12 protein-coding genes and 1 tRNA gene are annotated in these 14,953 nt (G+C 27.6%); 5 read left to right on the forward strand and 8 right to left on the reverse strand.

Translation table 11 applies throughout. The annotated features are described in order from the left end of the window. Window positions 1-2 precede the first annotated feature (2 nt). Window positions 3-2,465 carry a response regulator gene (locus R3X25_RS12025; protein ID WP_317675153.1) on the forward strand — a complete coding sequence of 821 codons (2,463 nt, stop codon included), beginning with the start codon at window positions 3-5 and terminating at the stop codon, window positions 2,463-2,465. A gap of 36 nt (window positions 2,466-2,501) precedes the next feature. Here the strand turns inward: R3X25_RS12025 and R3X25_RS12030 are convergent, their stop codons facing one another. The 4 genes from R3X25_RS12030 to R3X25_RS12045 all read right to left on the reverse strand — a co-directional run bounded on the left by R3X25_RS12030 (window position 2,502) and on the right by R3X25_RS12045 (window position 6,296). Next, the gene (locus tag R3X25_RS12030; RefSeq protein ID WP_317675155.1) at window positions 2,502-4,556 is read right to left on the reverse strand and encodes a tetratricopeptide repeat-containing sensor histidine kinase; all 2,055 of its coding nucleotides are present in this window, start codon (window positions 4,554-4,556) and stop codon (window positions 2,502-2,504) included. A gap of 105 nt (window positions 4,557-4,661) precedes the next feature. Further along, window positions 4,662-5,372, reverse strand: coding sequence for a M15 family metallopeptidase (locus tag R3X25_RS12035; protein WP_317675157.1), 711 nt, complete (start codon window positions 5,370-5,372; stop codon window positions 4,662-4,664). Next, entirely contained in the window at window positions 5,369-5,800 is a 432-nt protein-coding gene (locus R3X25_RS12040; RefSeq protein WP_317675159.1) for a GNAT family N-acetyltransferase, read from the reverse strand. The genes R3X25_RS12035 and R3X25_RS12040 overlap by 4 nt, the downstream gene beginning before the upstream one ends. Continuing rightward, on the reverse strand, window positions 5,787-6,296 hold the full coding sequence (locus tag R3X25_RS12045) for a GNAT family N-acetyltransferase (protein WP_317675161.1): 510 nt from the start codon (window positions 6,294-6,296) through the stop codon (window positions 5,787-5,789). The genes R3X25_RS12040 and R3X25_RS12045 overlap by 14 nt, the downstream gene beginning before the upstream one ends. A gap of 136 nt (window positions 6,297-6,432) precedes the next feature. Here R3X25_RS12045 and R3X25_RS12050 point away from each other — a divergent pair. Then, window positions 6,433-6,505 (forward strand) — tRNA-Gly (locus tag R3X25_RS12050). A gap of 32 nt (window positions 6,506-6,537) precedes the next feature. Here the strand turns inward: R3X25_RS12050 and R3X25_RS12055 are convergent. Then, window positions 6,538-7,182: a rhomboid family intramembrane serine protease gene (locus tag R3X25_RS12055; RefSeq protein WP_317675163.1), complete on the reverse strand. Its 645-nt coding sequence runs from the start codon at window positions 7,180-7,182 to the stop codon at window positions 6,538-6,540. 85 nt (window positions 7,183-7,267) lie between these two features. On the opposite strand from R3X25_RS12055, the gene R3X25_RS12060 reads away from it, so the two are divergent. Continuing rightward, window positions 7,268-8,155 (forward strand): lipid A biosynthesis acyltransferase, encoded by an 888-nt coding sequence (locus R3X25_RS12060; RefSeq protein ID WP_317675164.1) that lies wholly within the window; start codon window positions 7,268-7,270, stop codon window positions 8,153-8,155. Here the strand turns inward: R3X25_RS12060 and R3X25_RS12065 are convergent. The 3 genes from R3X25_RS12065 to rpsA form a co-directional block, all read right to left on the reverse strand. Further along, window positions 8,145-8,975, reverse strand: a complete 831-nt coding sequence (locus R3X25_RS12065) for a hypothetical protein (RefSeq protein WP_317675166.1) — start codon at window positions 8,973-8,975, stop codon at window positions 8,145-8,147. The genes R3X25_RS12060 and R3X25_RS12065 overlap by 11 nt on opposite strands. A 20-nt stretch (window positions 8,976-8,995) precedes the next feature. Beyond that, window positions 8,996-10,375, reverse strand: a complete 1,380-nt coding sequence (gene glmM / locus R3X25_RS12070; RefSeq protein ID WP_317675167.1) for a phosphoglucosamine mutase — start codon at window positions 10,373-10,375, stop codon at window positions 8,996-8,998. Between the two features lie 106 nt (window positions 10,376-10,481). Continuing rightward, window positions 10,482-12,347 (reverse strand): 30S ribosomal protein S1, encoded by a 1,866-nt coding sequence (gene rpsA, locus R3X25_RS12075; RefSeq protein WP_317675168.1) that lies wholly within the window; start codon window positions 12,345-12,347, stop codon window positions 10,482-10,484. A 448-nt stretch (window positions 12,348-12,795) separates the two neighbouring features. On the opposite strand from rpsA, the gene R3X25_RS12080 reads away from it, so the two are divergent. Further along, window positions 12,796-14,223 (forward strand): sulfatase-like hydrolase/transferase, encoded by a 1,428-nt coding sequence (locus R3X25_RS12080; protein ID WP_317675170.1) that lies wholly within the window; start codon window positions 12,796-12,798, stop codon window positions 14,221-14,223. Between the two features lie 161 nt (window positions 14,224-14,384). Continuing rightward, window positions 14,385-14,696 carry an MTH1187 family thiamine-binding protein gene (locus R3X25_RS12085; RefSeq protein WP_317675172.1) on the forward strand — a complete coding sequence of 104 codons (312 nt, stop codon included), beginning with the start codon at window positions 14,385-14,387 and terminating at the stop codon, window positions 14,694-14,696. The last annotated feature ends 257 nt before the right edge of the window (window positions 14,697-14,953 follow it).

A 14,953-nucleotide genomic window follows, 5' to 3' on the forward strand; every position in this document is an offset into this window, starting at 1 on the left:
AAATGAAACATCTATTAATAATTGAAGATGATAAAGTAGACCAAATGGCATTTGAACGTTCTGCTAAATCTCCAGAATTTAATTACACATATACTGTAGTAAATTCTATTTCAGAAGCTATAAAATTTATTAAAACTGAAAAATTTGACGCAATTGTATCAGATTATTTTCTTGGTGATGGAACAGCTTTTGAAATTCTTGAATTAAACATAGATATTCCAATAATTGTTACCACAGGTACCGGTAGTGAAGAAATTGCAGTTAACGCTCTAAAAAAGGGTGCTTATGATTATTTAATTAAAGATGTAGATGGTTTATATCTTAAAATGCTTCCTATAACAGTTAAAAATACACTTCATAGATATAACTCTGAAAAAGAGCTTAAAAAATACCATGTAAATTTAGAAAAACTGGTTGCTGAAAGAACTGTAGAATTAAAAAAAGAAATTAAACTTAACAAAGAAACATCAGAAAATCTTTTAAAAATGAATATGATTTTTAAAAATTCTAATGATGCTGCTTTTATGACCGACGTAAATGGGATTTTTACTTTTATAAATCCAAAATTTACAGAATTATATGGTTACCAACCTGAAGAGGTTATTGGAAAATGTACACCCAGAATTTTAAAGGTTGAAGACTCTATTCAACTTAATTACAAAATATTTTGGGAAACTTTATTGAATAAAAAAAGTATTTCTAACTACAAGTACAATAACAAATGTAAAGATGGAACTATAGTACCTATTGAAAGTACCTTTGACCCAATTATTAATTCTGACAATACATTAATTGGTTTTTTAGCAATTCAACGTGATATTTCTGAACATATAAAAAATCAAAAAATACAAAAAACACTATATAATATTTCAAATACAGTTAATACTGCAAACAATTTAAATGAACTTATAAGCTTAATTAAAATAGAACTCCATGAAATAATAGATACAACAAATTTTTATGTAGCACTTGTTGATAATGAAAGTAAAAAAATAACGCTACCTTTTTTTAGCGATGAAAAAGATAGTTTTAAAAGTATTCCATTAGGTAATTCTTTAACTGAATATATTGTAAAAACAAAAAAACCTTTATTAGCTGATTCTACAACTATTTCTAAATTAATTAAATCAAATAAAATTAAAGTTCTTGGTGCAATTCCTAATCAATGGTTAGGTGTACCTCTATCAATTAATGGAAATATAAGTGGTGTTTTAGCAGTCCAACACTATAAAAATAATAATATATATAATAATAAAGATAAGGATCTTTTGGTATTTGTTTCAGACCAAATAGCAAAATCAATTCAAAATAAAAAAATTGAAGACGAGCTTAAAGCAGCTTTAGAAAAAGCAAAAGAATCAGACAGATTAAAAACTGCTTTTCTTCATAATATTTCTCATGAAATAAGAACACCAATGAATGGTATTTTGGGATTTTCTGAATTATTAAAAAATCAAGATCTTACAGGTGAAAAACAACAAAAGTTTATTAATATAATTACTAAAAGTGGAGAAAGAATGCTTGGTACATTAAATGATTTAATGGATATTGCTAAATTAGAGACTTGCCAAATAAAACCTAAACTAGTTGAAATAAATATTTATAAAGAATTAGAATATTTAGAAACATTTTTTAAACCTGAAGCAGAAAATAAAGGAATAACCTTAAAATTTAACTCACTCCCAAAAAATAAAGACTTTTTAATTAATACCGATAGAGAAAAACTTTACGCAATTTTAAGTAATTTAATTAAAAATGCCATTAAATACAGTAAAAAAGGGAGTATTGAATTTGGTTATAGAACAAAAGAAAATATGCTAGAGTTTTATGTAAAAGATACCGGAATTGGAATTCCTAAAGATAGACAAATTGCAATTTTCGATAGGTTTGTTCAAGCAGATATTCATGACAAAAATGCATACGAAGGGATAGGTTTAGGATTATCAATCACAAAATCGTATGTTGAAATGTTAGGTGGTGAAATTTGGTTAAAATCAAAGGAGTTAGAAGGTTCTACATTTTATTTTACTATTCCCTCAAATATTAAACAACTAAACGAAATTATAAGTAAAGATTGTGAAAAAGAAAACATTAAAATTCAGAAAAAACATTCAATACTAATTGTAGATGATGATGAAATTACAATGTCTTATTTAACAACCGTTTTAGTAGATTATAGCTCCACTATTTTTAAAGCCACAAACGGAAAAGAAGCTGTTGAAATATTCACTAACAACCCTACTATAGAATTAATTTTAATGGATCTTAAAATGCCTATAATGAATGGTTTTGAGGCAACTTCTAATATTAGAAAAATAAGTAAAAGTGTTGTAATAATTGCTCAATCTGCTTTTGCAATGGGTAATGATAAACGAAAAGCTATAGATGCAGGTTGTAATGATTATATTTCTAAACCTATTCAATTAAACAATCTATTACAATTAATTAAAAAACATTTAAAATAAGTTGAAGTAAATTTATTGTAAACAAAAAACTGTTTTCTAACTTTTTATACTTGGTAACGTAAACACAAATTCTGTTCCTTTATTTAACTTACTATTTACCCAAATTTCTCCATTGTGTTTTTCAACAAACTCTTTACATAAAATAAGGCCTAGCCCAGTACCATGTTCATTAGCTGTACCTTTTTTTACTAGTTTATTTTCTAAACTAAAAAGTGTTGAAATTGTTTCTTCACTCATCCCTAAACCATTATCTTTTATTATAATTTCAATATGGCTATTGGTATATTTAGCATTTATTTCAATCAATCCTTCTAATTTTGTAAATTTTATTGCATTTGATAAAAGATTTCTAATAATAGTTTTTATCATATTTTCATCTGCAAAAACTTTTACATTTCCATCAATAGAATTTTTTACTAAAATTTCTTTCTTTTCTGCTTGAACATGCAATAAAGAAATTTCACTTTCTACTATATCGTATAAGTTAATTGTTGAAGGTGAAAACTTTAAACTACCAGATTGAGAACTTGCCCAAATCAACAAATTATCTAACAATTCAGAAGCTTGTCCTGCAGACTTTTTTATTATTTTTAAAAAATTTAATTGTTTATCTTCTGGATACATTCCAATATTTTCAATCATTAATTCTGAAAACCCATTTATTGAATTAAATGGATTTTTTAAATCGTGTGCAATAATTGAAAAAAACTTATCTTTTGTAACATTCAAAGATTTTAAATCATCACGTTGAATCTCTATTTCTTGATTCATTTTTCTTATTTGATGATTTTTAAAAGCAAGTAAATTATAGGCCTTCTTTTTTTCTGCTTGTTGATTAATTAATATAATAAGTAGAATACAAAAAATAGTAGATGCAGCAATAAGAAAATAAATAAGTTTTCTTTCATTTTTATACTTTAAATCTGCTATCTCTTTTTTACTTTGAAGTTCTTTTAATTTAGAATCTGATTTTTCAAGATTATTAAGAGCGTTAAATAATTTAATTTTCTTTTTATTATCCTTTTTTATTAAACTATCCTGGAGTTTTCTATATTTTTTTAAATACTCTAAAGATAATTTTTTGTTACCAATCATTTCATAACTAGTAGCTAAACTTTTGTAATTATCTATTAAATAGTTTGTATTTCCAATTTTTTTTGAGATTTCAAGGCTTTTTTTAGATGTCTCAATTGCCTTTTTATATTGTTTTAAATCTAATTCAGCCTGTGCTTTATTTAAATGTATAATTGATTCAAGATCCCTACTATTTGCTATTGTATTAAATTCTGTTGCCTTTTTAAAATATTCCAACGCTTTTTTATATTCCTTCATTTGAATATAACAATCTCCAATATTATTATAGTTAATAGCTAAACCTAATGTGTCTCCAATTTTTTCTTGAATCTCTATAGATTGTATAAAGTAAGCTAGTCCATCATCACAATTACCTTTATCAGAAACTGCTCCTCCTATGTTTGTGTATGTTCCAGATATACCTTCTAAATCATTTAATTTTTTATAAATTTCTAATGCTTCCTTATATTTTTTTATTGCAAAATCATAATTTTCAAAATCGTAATATAAACTAGCTATATCAGTTAAATTAAGTGCTATACCTTCTTCATCTTCAAATTTTCTATACAAGGCTATAGACTCTAAATAATGTCCAATTGCTTTATCTTCATCAAATAAATGCATATAACAATAACCTATATTATTTTCAATTTGAGCTATTCCAAGAGAGTCTTTATTTAAAATATATCTATCTTTAGCTTTAAAATAAGTTTCTAAAGCTATTTTATGGTTACTGTCAATATCATATTTATAACCTAAATCATGAAGAATATAACCTTTACTTATAGTGTCTTTTATTTTTTCTGCTAATTGAAGTGCTCTTAAATAATAAAAGTATGAAGAGTCTGTTTTAGAATTTAAGTAATATTCTCCTAATTTATAATTAACAGATATTCTTGCACTATCAGTAATACTATATGATAATTGCTCTATAAGTTTTGATGATTTTACGGATTCTTGTGCTGAAATTACTAGCGAATAAAAAAAGATGAAAATATAAAATTTCCGTATTATCAATTTAATTATTTTGGAGTTAAACGGCATTAAAAATTAACTTTTACAATTGATTATTAATCAATTACAGCTCGCTAAAATACTACAATTTTATTAAATTTAAATATTTTAGTTAAAACAATTTGGATTAATATCTAAAATATTTTCTTTTTTATATTTATTTAGAAATTGCGATGTGAAATGTTCAATGCCTTTAAGTTTATTGTTTTTTAATATTTTTTTATAATCTATACTTAAAAAATGTTTTAACATTGGTTTAGAAATTGGCTTATAGGTATAATGCCATGGCTCAAACTTAAAGCCTTTTCTATTTACTTGGTTGGTATATACTAAATAAAAACCGTAAGTATTAGCGTTATTATCCATCCATTTTTTTAAATTAGAGTAAGCTCCATCACCTTCAAAATTACGTTCATTCAATACATTTTTAATATGCTTTTTACCTCCTTCAATAATATCTATATCTGTTCCCCAATGGTGTCTTGAAGTTCCTGGAATAGTAGAATATTCTATTATTTTCTCTATTGCTTTTTCTGGAGAATAACCTTTTTTTATATAAGAAGTGTATTTTCTATTCCAAATACTTTTTTGTCTCTCAAAACTTCTATAAGCTGAAACAATATTAATTTTAATCCCATCTTTTAACGCTGCTTTTTTCATTTGCTGAAAGGCATCTAAAACCTCTTTCTGAAGTTTATAATTTTTTCCAACCAACTCTAAATCGCCTCTACCTGTTAAAGCTTTTTCAGAATAACTATTTTGAGTGAATCCAAAAAAATGAATACAACAAAGTACTAAAAACAAACTTTTTTTTATCATAAATATTTATACATTACATAATGTGTACCTATATAATCTATATCAAACTTACTGCCAAAAATATTAAATCCTAGTTTTTTATAAAATGGTACAGCAATTTCACGTGCATTACACCAAATACAGTTAATGTTTTTATTTTTTAAAATTAAAAATGATTTTTCTATCATGGCTTTTCCTGCTCCTAGTCCTTGAAACTTTTCTAAAGTTGCCATACCTCTTAATTGGTACTGAAAACCTTTAAAGTTAGAATTTATAACTCTCATATAACTTGAAACTGCAATTAAATTATTATTACTATAAGCTCCTAAATGTATAGTATCATTATCAAAATCACCGTCAAATTTAAATGGCTTGGGAATATTTTTACGTAACACTTCTAAACGAATTTTGTACGTATCTTCTGTGCTAATTTGCTTAACTTCTATCATTTATTTTTTGGTATAAAACTGCGGATTCATTATCATACATAAATTCTTTTATAAAACTCATGTTACATTTTTCTAAAACTTTTATTGAAGCTTTGTTAGTTTTGTATGCTCTACCTACTATTTTACTCAAATTTAAAACATTAAAACCATATTCTAAACATGCAATAGCAGATTCTGTTGCATAACCTTTATTCCACTCTTTTTCAAAAAATCGAAACCCTATATCAACTTCATTTTTAGGTTCATCATATTTTAATCCACACCAACCTAAAAATTGATTCGTATTTTTTAAACAAACAGCCCAGCGCCCAAATCCATTAATTTTATAATCAGAATATTTTAAAATAAACTGGTTTGCTTCTTCTAAAGATTTGAAAGAAACATCACCTGTATGTTTAATTACATTTGGATTATTGTTTAAACGGAAGAAATTAGCTCCATCAAATGGTAAAAACTCCCTTAAATACAACCTATTTGTTTCAAAAATCACCTTCATAAAAAAAAGTTTGAGTAAGTATTATTTTCTAAAACTTTGATATTAAACTAACTATATTTAAAGATTAAATTTATTCTATTTTTTTTTAAAAAACGTTTGCTAAAATGCAAAAGCATTGTATATTTGCCTCACCAATGCGAGAGTAGCTCAGTTGGTAGAGCTTCAGCCTTCCAAGCTGACTGTCGCCGGTTCGAGCCCGGTCTCTCGCTCAAAAAAAGCCAAACTTTTAGTTTGGCTTTTTTTATTTTAGTTTATGCCCAAATACAAGTAACAACACTATTGGAATTCCTAAAAGTAGTACTGTTGTTAAACTTATTGAGAATATTGCCGGAAATACAAGCAACATTAAAGCATAACCTCCAATTGCACCTCCTAAATGCGCTGAATGTCCCACATTACCCAATTGTTTTTTCATTCCATAAATAGAATACAGTAAATACCCCAATCCAAAAATATAGCCTGGTATTGGAATTGGTAACGGAATCATAAATAATTTCATGGTTGGATCTAATAAAATAGCTCCATAAATTACACCTGCAACTGCTCCTGAAGCTCCAACTGCGCTGTAATACAATTCATCTTTATGAAAAAATAATGTATATAAATTTCCTGCCAACAAACTTCCAAAGTAAATAATTAAAAATTTAATTACTCCTAAATTGCCTATAAGTATTGGAGCAAATATATACAATACATACATGTTTAAAATTAAATGCATAACATCAACATGTAAAAAACCTGATGTTAACATTCTAATTTTTTCTCCTCTATTTATGGCTCCAATTTGAAACTTAAATTTATCGAAAAATCCTTGATCACTAAATCCTTTTATGGAAGCAATTACGTTAATAATTATAATTGCTAAAAGTGCTTTATCTATATTCATACGTCTATTTTCTTATTAAAAACGAATGTATAAAAAAGTTATGACATTCATTTTAAAATTTAATCCGATATTTGCATTTCGAATTATGGATTTAATTATATATATACTTGTTTATCCACTTATCTGGATTATATCGATTCTACCTTTTAGAATTCTTTATTTATTTTCTGATTTCTTATATGTAATAGTATATTATCTTGTTGGGTATCGAAAAAAAGTGGTTTTAGATAATTTAAAACTTGCCTTTCCTGAAAAAGAAGAAAAAGAACTTTTACTAATTAGAAAAAAGTTCTATCACCATTTTGTTGATGTTTTTATGGAAATGATAAAATCGTTCACTATTTCAGAAAAACAAATCTATAAAAGATATAAATATACCAATGTTGATTTTTTAAATGAACTCTATAACAATGGTAAAAGTTCTATTTTGGTAGGTGCACATTATGCTAACTGGGAATGGATTATGTGTTTAAATCAATTAGTAAAATATAAAGGTGTTGCTGCATATACTAAAGTAAACAATGTTTATTTAAATAATGCTATTTTAAAATCGAGAGGAAAATTTGGAGTATTATTAAAACAAACATCAAAAATAATTAAGGAAATGGATTACAATCATACAAATAATATACAAGCTATGTATGGTTTATTAAGTGATCAATCACCTCAACTTAAAAAAACACATTATTGGGGTCAATTTTTTGGAGTAAAGAACTTACCTATTCATACTGGAGCCGAGATGCTTGCTAAAAAGTATGATATGAATTTTCTTTATATGAATGTAGAAAAAATAAAACGTGGTTATTACGAAATTACTTTTGAACTAATTACCGAAAACGCAAAAAAATATGCCAATTATGAATTAACCGACATATTTTTAAATAAGGTTGAGAAACAAGTTAACACTAAACCTGCTTATTATTTTTGGACGCATAAACGCTTTAAACACAAAGATAAAGCTCCTACAAATTAAATTTATATCCAAATACGTACATATTCTCAAAAAAAGTAAAATCTTGTTTTGCTGAATCTGTTGAACTTGCTGTTGTTCTAATATCGTTCATTTTTATATATCCAAATTTCATATTAGATTGAATAAAAAAGTGTTTAAAAAATGTCAAATTTAAACCAACATGTCCTGAAATTCCATAACCAGAAACATGAAATTCATCATAACGTTCTTTCCCTAACAATTTAGTATTTGTTTTTGGATATAAAACACCAACTCCAAACCCTTCAATTAAGTTAATATCAATGTTTTTTGTTTTTAACTTAATCCATTCATCTACAACATCACTTCTATTAATTTCAACGTTAACATAGTTTAAACCATCGGTATGTTCAAAAGTTAAAAAGTCTTCATCTAAATTAATAATACTACCTGATGAAGTATATATTTCACTACCAACAGGTAAATTTCCATTATAATTTACAGATTGATTGTTACGCATCACATATTTCATGTGGTCAACTCCTAAAGTAACATAATAATTATCATGAAAATAATAACCAAATCTCATATTTGTTTGAGGAATAGTTAATTCATCTGGCTTAAAATAATAAATTCCAAATGGTTTTGGTTTATCATCTGCTTTTACATTTTCAAGACTAAATTTATAGCCATCTCCTTCAAAAGTAATATCAGATGTAGAATAATTTGCTCTATTCCATCCCCAATAGAAGAAAAATTTACCTTTATTAGTCTCAACATCTCTATATGGATTTTTTTCTTTGTTTTGAGAAAAAACAACAATAGATGCTAGCATACAAAATGCTACTACTATTTTTTTCATAATGAAAAATTTTTATTTTTTTAAATAGATTTAATTTCGGCAATAATTTTATCAGCTAAATTATCTGCATTTTTCTGCGATGTACTTTCTGTATATACTCTAATAATTGGTTCTGTATTAGACTTACGTAAATGAACCCATTCCGAAGCAAAATTAACTTTAACACCATCAATAGTACTTACGTCTTCATTATTATAATTAGAGGCCATTTGAATAAGAATTGCATCTACATCTACATCTTTTGTTAATTCAATTTTTTTCTTACTCATAAAGTAATTTGGGTACGATGCTCTTAATGCTTTACATGAAACTTTTAAATGAGCTAAATGCGTTAAAAATAATGCTACTCCAACTAAAGAATCTCTTCCGTAGTGAGCTTCAGGATAAATAATTCCACCATTACCTTCACCTCCAATAACTGCATTATTCTCTTTCATTAAATTTACTACATTCACTTCTCCTACTGCACTTGCTTCGTAAGTTCCTCCGTGTTTTTCAGTAACATCTCTCAATGCTCTAGACGATGATAAGTTAGAAACCGTGTTACCTTTTACTTTACTTAATACATAATCTGCACAAGCAACTAATGTATATTCTTCTCCAAACATAGAGCCATCTTCACAAACCAATGCTAATCTATCTACATCTGGATCTACAACAATTCCTAAATCGGCTTTTTCTTTAACTACCAATGAAGAAATTTCTGTTAAATGCTCTTTTAAAGGTTCTGGATTATGTGGAAATTGTCCATTAGGTTCACAATATAATTCCACACATTCAACACCTAACTCTTTTAATAAAGCAGGAATTGCAATTCCACCAGTAGAATTTACTGCATCAACAACAACTTTAAATTTTGCTTGTTTAACAGCTTCGGCATCAACTAACTCTAATTTTATAACTTCTTCTATATGTTTTTGAATATAACCTTGTTTCTTTTTATACACTCCTAAATCATCCACTTCTGAAAAATTATACGAACTATCTTCTGCTATTTTTAAAACATCTTCTCCGTTTTGAGCATTTAAAAACTCTCCTTTTTCATTTAATAATTTAAGTGCATTCCACTGTTTTGGATTATGGCTGGCTGTAATAATTATTCCTCCATCAGCATTTTCCATCGGAACCGCAACCTCAACTGTTGGTGTAGTAGATAACCCAACATCAATTACATTTATTCCTAAACCTACTAATGTATTGCAAACTAAACTACTTACCATTTTTCCTGATATTCTAGCATCTCTCCCAACTACAACTGTAAGTTTACTATTATTTGAATTCTTTTTTAACCAAGTTCCATAAGCTGCTGCAAATTTTACAGTATCTATTGGAGTTAAATTAGTATCTACAACTCCACCTATAGTTCCTCGTATTCCCGATATTGATTTTATTAACGACATAGTGTTTTTTTAATAACTACAAATATAGTTTTATTTAAATGTAGGGTAAAAAAAAACTGCACCAAAATTGATGCAGTTTTAATATGATATTAATAGAATGAAAATTTTATTTTCCTTCCATTTTTTTCTTTAAAGCAGCTAAATCACCACCTAAATCACCTAAAGTTGTTTTTTCAGCTGAATCGGCTTTCTTTTGAGCTGTTCTAATATTCTTCTCTTCTTGAGCTTTGAATATTGATGTATGAGAAGCCACAATTCTTCTGAATTCTTTATTAAATTCTATTACTTTGAATTGTAAAGTTTCTCCTTTTTCAATTTTAGAACCATCTTCTTTAGTTGTAAAACGGCTTGGTACAAATGCTTCAACACCTTCTTCTAAAGTAACTACTAAACCTTTATCACTCTTGTCTTTTACAGTACCTTCGTGAAGTGAATTAATTGCATACTTTTCTTCGTGTTTATCCCAAGGGTTTTCAGTAGTATGTTTGTGACCTAAATTTAATTTACGTCCTTCAACATCTAATTCTAATACTTGAACTTCTAATTTATCACCAACAGCAACAAAGTCTGATGGATGCTTAATTTTCTTTGTCCAAGATAAATCAGAAATATATACTAATCCGTCAATACCTTCTTCTAACTCTACAAATACACCAAAGTTTGTGTAATTTCTTACAGTTCCAGTGTGTGTTGAACCTACAGGGTATTTTTCAGCAATATTAGCCCATGGATCTGGGTGTAATTGTTTAATACCTAAACTCATTTTACGTTCTTCTCTGTCTAAAGTTAAAACTTGTGCTTCAACTTCATCACCAACTTTTACAAAGTCTTGTGCAGAACGTAAGTGTGTAGACCAAGACATTTCAGATACGTGAATTAATCCTTCAACTCCTTGTGCTACTTCAATAAATGCACCGTAATCAGCAATAACTACTACTTTACCTTTTACTGTATCACCTACTTTAATAGTATCGTCTAACGCTTCCCAAGGGTGAGCGTTTAATTGTTTTAATCCTAATTGAATTCTTGTTTTCTCATCATCAAAATCAAGAATTACAACGTTTAATGTTTGATCTAATTCAACAACCTCACTTGGGTGGTTAATTCTAGACCATGATAAATCTGTAATGTGAACTAAACCGTCAACACCACCTAAATCAACAAATACACCATAAGAAGTAATGTTTTTAACAACACCTTCTAATACTTGTCCTTTTTCTAATTTACCAATAATTTCTTTTTTCTGAATTTCAATATCAGCTTCAATAAGTGCTTTGTGAGATACAACAACATTTTTAAATTCTTGGTTGATTTTTACAACTTTGAATTCCATTGTTTTCTCAACGTATTGATCGTAATCTCTAATTGGTTTCACATCAATTTGAGAACCTGGTAAGAAAGCTTCAATACCAAATACGTCAACAATCATACCTCCACGAGTTCTACACTTAACAAAACCGTTAACTACTTCACCAGTTTCGTGAGCGTTGTTAACTCTATCCCAAGCTTTAATTACTCTTGCTTTTTTGTGAGATAATACTAATTGACCTGTGCTATCTTCTCTTTTATCAACCAATACTTCAACTATATCACCTACAGCTAAATTTGGGTTGTAACGAAATTCGTTTAATGAAATAACACCTTCTGATTTTGAGTTAATATCAATAATTGCTTCACGTTCAGTTTTTCTAACAACTGTACCGTCAATTACTTCTCTTTCATTAACTAATCCTAAAGTACCTTCTAAAGCTGCTTCAAAAGCTTTTAGATTTTCTTCGTCTACAGCTTCAATACCTTCTTCGTATTTGTGCCAGTCAAAATTTTCTAAAAATTCTTCAGGTTTAACTTCAGTTTTAGGAGCTTCTGCTACTTCTTCAACTTCTTTTTTTACTTCTTCTGTAGCTGGCGCTTCAGTTTTTTGTACTTCAGTAGCTTCTACTTGCTCTTCAGTTTTTTTTGTTTCTTCAGACATATTGCTGATGATTATTATTTGTATCTTATTGTTATACAGATTTTTAAACGATTACAACTCCAAGAGATTGTTTATATAAAAATTAGTTTTTTTCCTTTCCAAATCTGTTCTCGTAAAAAGGAGTGCAAATTTAGTGAAAACTATTTAAAATAACAATGTTAATTAGCTGAAAATGTGATAGAAGGTTAATAAATATACTAATTATAGTAAAACCAAACAACCTTTACGCATAAAACAAGTAAATTACTTTGTTGTAACAATTTCAAAAACAAACGGATTAAATAAATAAGATAGCTATAAATTAGTTAGCTTTTTTATTATATGTTATATGTAAAAAAACACAATATATACATTAATAACATACTTATTTAGAATAAAGTTAATTGTAATATTATATATATTTGTTATGTTTATTAACCGAACTCCAAAGAGCATATCCTAATTAACAATGAAAAAAATAGCACCTCTACTTACATTAGCACTTTTAATAACTTTTAATGTAGCTTCTCAAAAAAATACTAACAAACCGAATATTATTATTTTTATGGCAGATGACATGGGTTATCAAGACACTGGTTTTACAGGGTCAAAAGATATACTAACTCCTAACCTCGATAAGATTGCCGAAACTGGAGTTATTTTTGAACAAGGTTATGCAAACCATCCGTTTTGCGCACCTAGTCGTGCTGCTTTACTTTCTGGTCGTTATCCCTATAGGTTTGGATTTGAAACTAATCCAGCTTACGATCCAGCAAATCCATTGATGGGAATTAGCCCTGATGAAAAGCTATTTCCTGAAAGATTACAAGAAGTTGGTTATACAACTGGAGCTATTGGAAAATGGCATTTAGGAGCTTCAGATAAACATCATCCTAACAATCGAGGGTTTGATTACTTTTATGGTTTTCTAGGTGGTGGACACGATTATTTTCAAATTGATTTAACAAAACGTGTTTGGGAAGCCTATTTACAAGGACTTGTTAGAAACAAAAAACCTGCAAGTTTTGATGGTTACCTTACAACTGCTTTAAGTAAAGATGCTGCAAAATTTGTAAATGATAATAAAGATAATCCTTTCTTTTTATATGTTTCCTACAACGCTCCGCATATGCCTTTGCAAGCTCCTAAAGCAGATATTGAACGATACAGCCATATTAAAGATAGAAAACGTCGAATTTATGCTGCAATGGTAGATGTTATGGATAGAGGAATTGGTGAAGTAATTAATGCTTTAAAGGAAAATGAAATCTATGAAAACACTTTAATATTCTTTTTAAGTGATAATGGTGGTCCAATTTCTTCTGCAAAACAACCAACTAAAGGAAATGGATCTAGCAATAAACCTTTTAGAGGTGGCAAGGGAAATTTTTATGATGGTGGTGTCCATGTTCCTTTCATTGCTTCTTGGCCTGCAAAAATACCTGCTGGCACATACAATTACCCGGTTAATTCTTTAGATATATCTAGAACTATTGTAGAAGTTGCAGGAGCTAATGCTTTAACTTCGAATAAAATGGAAGGAGTTGATTTAATTCCTTTTGTTTTAAACAAACAAAAAGATGCTCCTCATAATGCTATATTTTGGAGAAGTGGATCTAATTTTTCTGTGCTAGACTCTAATGGAATGAAACACGTGAAAGATAAGGATAGTAAAAATTCTGAATTATTTAATCTTTCAAACGATAAATCTGAATCTTCTAATATTATTGAGAGTAATTCTGAACGTGCAGAGGAACTTCTTTCTAAATGGAAAGAATGGAACAAGGATAACATTCCTTCAAATATGGCTGGTTATAAAGGCTATCATAAATTAAGAGATCAGTTCTATAAAAATGCTATTCCAAAAGGCGCTAAAAAAGCTAAAACTAAAGAATAACATTTTATTAATTCTTTAAACTTTAAAATAGGTTAAAAAATAGTTATTAGAACTACTTTTAACCTATTTTTTAATGCTCCACCTCTACATTTTCTATTGTTAAAGAATAAAAACCTATCACTTTCGCTATATTTGTAGACTCAAAAAAATCTATTAAATAAATGTCAGTACTATTAGAATTTGCAATGTTTCCAACCAACAAAGGTGAAAGTATAAGCCCTTATGTAAGTAGAATAATAAAACTAATACGTGAAAGCGGAGTTACATATCAACTTACAGCAATGGGAACTATTATAGAAACAGAAACTTTAGCTGAAGCTTTAGCTGTTGTTCAACAGTGTTATAATGTTTTAGAACCAGATTGTGATCGCGTGTATTCATCGTTAAAATTTGATATAAGAAAAGGTAAAAGTAAATGTTTATCTGAAAAAATAAAATCTGTTGAAAACATTATTGGTAAAGTAAATACATAAATTTTATAACTTGAATATTTTTTAAGCAGCTAATTTAATAAATAGAAATATTCTGAAAACCTAAAATTTCCTATTTTCCTTTTCGCTTTTTTAAAAAACATAAATTATTTGACCCCGAAAGTATACTTGTACTATTTGAAATTTCTAGAATAGCTTTGTTATAATTTTTATTAAAAGTAACTCTTGAAAAGGACAATAAAACATGAAAATATTTGTACTTTCTTGTTCTTTTTATTGATTTAATATGTTCATCTGTT

Source organism: Lutibacter sp. TH_r2 (assembly GCF_033101135.1).
Classification (GTDB): Bacteria; Bacteroidota; Bacteroidia; order Flavobacteriales; family Flavobacteriaceae; genus Lutibacter.